The sequence below is a fragment of the Streptomyces sp. RLA012 genome (assembly GCF_056270325.1).
Window position 1 is genome coordinate 36,750 of sequence record NZ_JBWDPA010000005.1, and the last position, 6,333, is coordinate 43,082.

The 6,333-nt window shown below is 68.8% G+C and carries 5 protein-coding genes and 1 pseudogene; 3 read left to right on the plus strand and 3 right to left on the minus strand.

What is annotated here, in order from left to right; genetic code table 11:
- Nucleotides 1-160 precede the first annotated feature (160 nt).
- The 3 genes and pseudogenes from RV986_RS53825 (at nucleotide 161) to RV986_RS53835 (ending at nucleotide 3,270) form a co-directional block, all read left to right on the plus strand.
- Nucleotides 161-1,773, plus strand: a pseudogene (locus RV986_RS53825) (MFS transporter).
- Between the two features lie 207 nt (nucleotides 1,774-1,980).
- A complete protein-coding gene (locus RV986_RS53830; protein WP_475924987.1) occupies nucleotides 1,981-2,301 on the plus strand; it encodes a hypothetical protein in 321 nt (106 codons plus the stop codon).
- 66 nt (nucleotides 2,302-2,367) lie between these two features.
- Nucleotides 2,368-3,270, plus strand: a complete 903-nt coding sequence (locus tag RV986_RS53835; RefSeq protein ID WP_475924980.1) for an NmrA family NAD(P)-binding protein — start codon at nucleotides 2,368-2,370, stop codon at nucleotides 3,268-3,270.
- Here RV986_RS53835 and RV986_RS53840 read toward each other — a convergent pair.
- The 3 genes from RV986_RS53840 to RV986_RS53850 all read right to left on the minus strand — a co-directional run bounded on the left by RV986_RS53840 (nucleotide 3,258) and on the right by RV986_RS53850 (nucleotide 5,616).
- Complete coding sequence (locus RV986_RS53840; RefSeq protein WP_475924981.1) at nucleotides 3,258-3,575, minus strand: hypothetical protein; 318 nt, start codon at nucleotides 3,573-3,575, stop codon at nucleotides 3,258-3,260. The genes RV986_RS53835 and RV986_RS53840 overlap by 13 nt on opposite strands.
- 118 nt (nucleotides 3,576-3,693) lie before the next feature.
- Nucleotides 3,694-4,542 carry a hypothetical protein gene (locus tag RV986_RS53845; protein WP_475924982.1) on the minus strand — a complete coding sequence of 283 codons (849 nt, stop codon included), beginning with the start codon at nucleotides 4,540-4,542 and terminating at the stop codon, nucleotides 3,694-3,696.
- A gap of 405 nt (nucleotides 4,543-4,947) precedes the next feature.
- The gene (locus tag RV986_RS53850; RefSeq protein ID WP_475924983.1) at nucleotides 4,948-5,616 is read right to left on the minus strand and encodes an IS630 family transposase; all 669 of its coding nucleotides are present in this window, start codon (nucleotides 5,614-5,616) and stop codon (nucleotides 4,948-4,950) included.
- Nucleotides 5,617-6,333 lie beyond the last annotated feature (717 nt).

The window sequence follows — 6,333 nt, forward strand, 5'->3', positions numbered from 1 at the left end:
GCTTCCATTTAGATTACTAGCGACATCTATCTGACGCGATGAGATCACCCGGCAGGTCAGTCAGGGCCTTGCGCTGCCCCCACCGGCGGAGGCCGACGGCCTCCGCCCGGCAATCGCGGAACCACCGACAGCACTGGAGACCCCTGTGGCATCGCCACCTATCCCCACCGAGTCCTCGACGCCCGCGGCGCCCGTGCCGCCTGCCCAGCGACGAGGCGTTTCCGAGGTGGTCCACCGCCGGCGCTGGGCCATCCTGACCGTGCTCTCGTTCAGCCTTCTGGTGGTGATGCTGGACAACTCGATCCTCAACGTGGCGATGAAGACCATCGCCCAGCCCGCTCCCACCGGACTCGGCTCCACCCAGGGCCAGCTGGAGTGGGCGGTCAACTCCTACACGCTGGTCTTCGCCGGACTGCTCTTCACCGCGGGTCTGCTCGGTGACCGGCTCGGCCGCACGAAGGTGCTGCTCTTCGGCATGCTGGTGTTCGGCGCGGGATCCGCGCTGTCCGCGCTGTCGGACTCCTCCGGGCAGCTCATCGCCTTCCGCGCCGTGATGGGCTTCGGCGGCGCCTTCATCCTGCCCGCCACCCTCGCGATCATCATGAACGTCTTCGAGCGCGACGAGCAGCCCAAGGCCATCGGCATCTGGACCGGTGTGGTCGGGTTCGCCATCGCCGCCGGCCCCATCACCGGCGGCATCCTGCTGGAGCACTTCTGGTGGGGCTCGGTCTTCCTGGTCAATGTGCCGATCGTGGTCGCCGCGATGGCCGCGATGGCGGCGATCGTCCCCGACTCCAAGGACCCCAGGCCCGGCAGACTCGACCCGTTCGGTGTGCTGCTGTCGATCGTCGGTCTGGCGCTGCTGGTCTACGGCATCATCAAGGGCGGCCAGCTGGGCGACTTCACCCGGCCCGAGTCCTGGGCGACGATCCTCGGCGGCCTGGCGGTCCTCGCCGGCTTCGTGGTGTACGAGGCCCGCAGCGACCATCCGGCCCTCGACGTCACCTACTTCCGCAACCGGCGGTTCTCCGCGTCCGTCGCCGCCATCGGCCTGGTCTTCTTCGCCCTCTGGGCGTCACGTTCTTCAGCGTCTTCTACAACCAGAGCGTTCGGGGCTACAGCGTCCTGCAGTCCGGTCTGCTCGTGCTGCCGCTGGCCGCCTCCCAGATGTTCTTCGCGCCGCGGGCCCGGCTGGTCGTGGGCCGCTTCGGTGCCCGAGCCGTGTGTGCCACCGGCCTCGTCCTGACCGCCGTGGCCTTCGCCGGCTTCCTGCTGCTCGGCCAGGACACCCCCATATGGGTGCTGGAGGTGCTGTTCTTCCTGATGGGTACGGGGATGGCCCATGTGATGCCGCCCGCCACCGTCATGACCATGTCGTCGCTGCCGCGAGGAGTGGCCGGCTCCGGATCCGCAGTCAACAACACCTTCCGGCAGGTCGGCGGGGCCATAGGGGGTCGCCGTGCTGGGGTCGCTGCTGTCCACCACCTACCACGCAACGGCATCGACGGCCACCTGGGCGTACTGCCCGCCTCCGACCGGCACGCCGCAGGTGAATCCGTCCAGGCGACCCTGGCCGTCGCCGACAAGCTGGGACCGGCCGGCAGGGCACTGGTGCAGCCCGCGAACGACGCCTTCATCCATGCCATGCACATCACCGCGACAGGGTCGGCGGCCGTCGCCCTGGTCGGCGCAATCGTCGTGCTGGTCTTCCTGCCGGGCAAGGACGCCGCCGTGACCGCCGCCGGTGACAAGTCCCAGCGCCAGACCGTCTGAGCCCAACGGTGATCTCCCTGGACGAGCCTACGCCGGAGCTGCCGGGCCGCAGCCTACGGGACGACCTGGTCCTGCTCGTCGAGTTCGTCCGGCGGTGCGGGCCGGCCAAGCGGGACTCCGCCGTGCTGCGCAGCGTCGTGCTGCAGTTCCTACCCGCCCGAGCTGTGGCAGCTCTACCGCGACACCGTCATCCTGGTCCGCCGGCCCCTGGTCCTCGGGGTGCTGCAGCGCGGCATCGACACCGGGGAGATCCGCGGCGACGTCGATCTGGAGCTGCTCGGCGATCTGATCGTGGGGCCGATGCTGTCGCGCGATGCTGCGGCCGGGCTCCTCGCCGGAGGAGGGACTGTCCGAGCCGATGGTCGACACGCCTCGAAGGAGTGCTCCCGCGCGGGTGAGGCCTGTGCCGACTTCGGTGCCGCTGACCTCCTCCGCCCGGCAATCGCAGAACCACCGACAGCACTGGAGACCCCAGTGAAACCGCCACCCGGATCAGCGGTGACATCGCCACGGCCAACGCCTTGCTGACAGCTCCGCTGACGCTCTGATCACACCTCAACTCAGTTATTCCATTACTCCGAAGGAGATCGACTGATGGTAGCCAGCAACCTTGTTCTTATCCCCGGTGCCGGCGGCGTGGGCCGTACGGTCTTCGAGCAATTGCGTGCTCAGGATGTGCCAGTGCGTTTCATGGTCCGTCGCGAGGACGAGCGTGCGGCTGAGCTGCGGGCGCTCGGCGCGGAGGTCGTCATCGGTGACCTGACCCGGCCCGAGACGGTAGCGGCCGCGCTGCAGGGCGTGGCGCGGATGTACTTCGCCATGCGCGTGTCGCCGGACCATCTGCTGGCGGCGACCGTGGTGGCCTCCGTTGCGAGGGAGTACGGGAAGCTGGAGACCCTGGTCGACCTGTCGCAGATGACGGTGTCGCAGATGACCGCCACCAGCACCGAGGAGTCGCACCAGCAGCGGCTGCACTGGCTGGCGGAGCAGGTCTTCGACTGGTCAGGTCTGCCTGTGGTGCACATCCGGCCGACGGCGTTCCTGGACACTCCGCTGTTCACCGCGATGGCGGCGCGGTCGATTCAGGAGAACGGCACGATCGCGCTGCCGTTCGGCACCGGACGCACCTCGCCGGTCGCCGTGGACGACGTCGCCCGGGTCGTCGCCACCGTGCTCCGCGACCCAGCTCCGCACATCGGGCAGGTCTACGAGCTGACCGGGCCCCGCTCGGTCGACATGACAGAGCTGGCCGAGGAGTTCTCGCGGGCGCTGGGACGACCGGTGACCTACGTGGACGTGCCCCCGGAGAGGTGGGAGGCCCAGCTCCCGAAGCTGGGGATGCCGCCGCATCTCGAACAGCACGTGGCCACCATGGCCCAGTTGCACCGGGACAACCGTTACAACCGCACCGCCGACGGCGTCGAGCGCGTGACGGGCATCCCCGCCCAGTCGATCGAGGCGTTCGTGACCGCCCGCAGGAACTTCTATCTGGGCTGAGCCGCCCCGGCCAAGGCCGCTCCGGGGCGACTGCTGTCGCGGGACCGGCCGGGCCCTCTTGGCCGTGTATGCCCGCCGAAAACACTGCGCACGTCGTTCAGCTTGTTGACCTCGGTCAGCAGAGAATCCATGCCAACCGCGCCCGGGTCCCGCTTGAGTAGCGCCATCAGCTCGGCGCCGCCCTCGTTGCCCTCCGCCACCAGCGCCAGCAGCCGGGTCACCCCGACCTCGCCCAGGCGCTCAGTGGTTCGCGCACAGAACACCCACTCCCACCGGTTGCGGGCCGTGACCAGCACCTTCTCCATCCGGGTCCGGCCCGGCGGCTCGATACTCCGCGCCCTGCACTCGACCAGCAGGGCCTCCCGCTGCCGGTCCTGGCATGCGGGTCCCTCCTTGGTGACAGCGATGGGCGTTGCCCAGTGATCACGGTGGGCTGCGCACGGCGCATCTGTTCAGCGTGATTGCGCAGTGGCGTCGGTGCGGTGGCGGATGACGGCGTGCCAGCGGCGCTCGAAGTCTGCGGTGTGCTCTGCGATGGTCGCCGCCGTGATGGGCTCGTTGTACTGGAGGGTGATTCCCCGGGCTGCGCAGGCCCTCGGCGACGGCTTTCAACGAGGGCTGTTCACTGCGCACTCGGTGCTCGGCCCAGACGCTGTAGATCCGGAAGGGCAGGAGGTAGCGGCGTAGCGTGCTCGCAGCGGCGGCCCGGCCGTTGCGGCCGACCACGCCCTTCTCACCCAAGTACTTCGACAGGTCATCACCGCTGGGCTCGCCACCGCGCTGCTGCTGGTACTCCACCCATGCGAGGTAGTAGCGATCGACGGTGGTGAGGCCGCCTTTCTCGACCGGAGGCTGGGGCGGTATCTGCTCGTCCGCGTGCTCGTCGATGGCGGCATTCACCTTCGGGCCGCGCGTCTCCTGTGCAGCGTGCGCCCCCGCTGCAACGGGCTCGGCCTGGGGATCAGACTCGCTCGGGGACGGCACGGGAGGCAACTGCTCGCCAAAGCCAGCAGCTGCTTCCCCAACGGGCGGCCCAGCGTCACCGAACTCCCGCTCCTGGAAGGCGGCGACGAAGTCCTCCAGGTCCTCGCCCATGAGGGGCTGGCCGGTAGCCCCGGTGATGCCGTCCCGCTGGAAGACATACGCGGCGAGAGCGGCGGCATCGGGGTACTGATCATGCTCTCCCGCGTAGGCGAGCCATGCGCTGTAGAAGAACTCATCCCACGACGGCTCTTCTTCTGGAACACCTTCCGTATCGCCCGGGGCGATCACGGGACCGGCCGGTGGTGCACAGCGTTGCTGAAGGACTCGGAGCAGGGGCCTCGTTGTTCGTCAGGAGAGTGACCGCCGCCGCGGTGCTGATGCCGTACTCGTCCCGGAGGAAGGCAGCGAACTGCGAAGCCGTGGGCTCTGCCTGGGCCCGAGCCGATCCACCCCCTGGTAGGCCTCGGCGAAGTGCCCTGCGCTTCCTCAACAGCCTCCCCTCTGGAGGCTGGAACCTCCTCTTCGGGGGCCGAGGAGGACTCCAGCTCCAGGTACTCGGGGGCCGCGGGGGCGGCCGGAGCAGGGGCGGGCGCAACCACCTGTACCGGCGCCGGGGGCAGGACGGCAGGGGGCCCTGACCCCGGATCCTGGACACGGGCTTATGCGGCTTCGGTAAGGCTAGTGCTGGATTCCTCAAACGGTGTACACATATCGGCGCCGTAGCCGGCGGGTTGGCGGTGTGGGTCTGCCCCAGATCCAGGGGTTGGCCCGGGAGTTGAGCTGGCTGGTCGCCAGGGTGGTGACGTGTTCGATGTCGTCGGGGTTGGCAAATGACCGGCCGGCGAGGGCGGCTTCGCGGAAGATGCGCCACCAGCCTTCCTGCAGGTTGAGCCAGCACGCGCCGACGGGGATGAAGGCGTGGTGGATGCGGGGATGGTCTTCGAGCCAGGTCCGGGTGGACAGACTGTTGTGGCTGGACAGGTTGTCGGTGACGATCCAGATCTCCCCGTGTGGGTTGGCGTCCTCGAGCAGTTGCAGGAACTGCTGGTAGAAGACGCTGTTCCGGGAGGATGCGGTCATCGTGACTGCCTGGCCGTCGGCTGGTCGCAGACCGCCGTAGACCCAGGTCTTCTCCGGCCCGCGGCTGTAGTCGAGTTCCGCCTTGATCCGGTGCCCGTCCGGTGACCAGGCAGGTGCGGGCGGGAAGGTCCGCGGGATCACCGGCCCCAGCTCGTCGGCGCAGATCACCGTCGCACCGTCGGGCGGGTTCGTGTAGAGGCCGATGATGAGGTAGACACCGCCGCGCGGTGCCGCTTCATCGACGCGGAGAAGGCATCTGGACAGCCATCTTTGGCAGGTCACAGCGCGTGGCGCTGCTGTACCGTGCACTGGGAGTTCCGCGTCTACCTACTACGCGCACCACGCGGCCGCGTCGGCGCGGCGGGCCGCACGGCGCGAGGAGGAGCGCCTCGTGGACGAGATCCGAGTGCTCCACGCCGGGTCGCGCGGCGCCTACGGCCCCCGCGGATTCACTCGCCCTGCGGCGGGCCGGGCGGGCGGTGAACCCGAAGAAGGGTCGAGCGGCTGATGCGCGCACCGGATCGTCGGGATCACCCGTCGTCGGCGTCGGGGCCCGACCCGGCAGGCGAAGCGGGCGGGGCTCTGCCGCCGACCTGATCGGCCTGGACTTCACCGCGCCCCCCCCCCTGGATGCGGCTGGTTGGTGACATGATGAACTCGTCACCCTGGAAGGGAAGTTGTCCATGACCTGCATCGATCTCGGGGACGCGGAGGTGATCGGCTGTTCGACGGCCGGCCACCACCGCGGCGAGGCCGGCCGCCGCCTGCGGATGCGGCCGGACGCGGTGGCCTGGAGGACGACTGCATCATGCACACCGACCGCTGGCAGCGAATACACAAGTGACTGATTCCGGAGCCGAGATACGTCAGTTGCACAGTGAGGCAGTCGATGGGACGTGTCGGCTCTGCCACAGAAAATAAATGCTGCTGCGGAAACTGGTTCGTAGTCCTCAAAGCGGAGATCGGTACCTCCGTCTGGAAACCCGCGAGGCTGCCCGG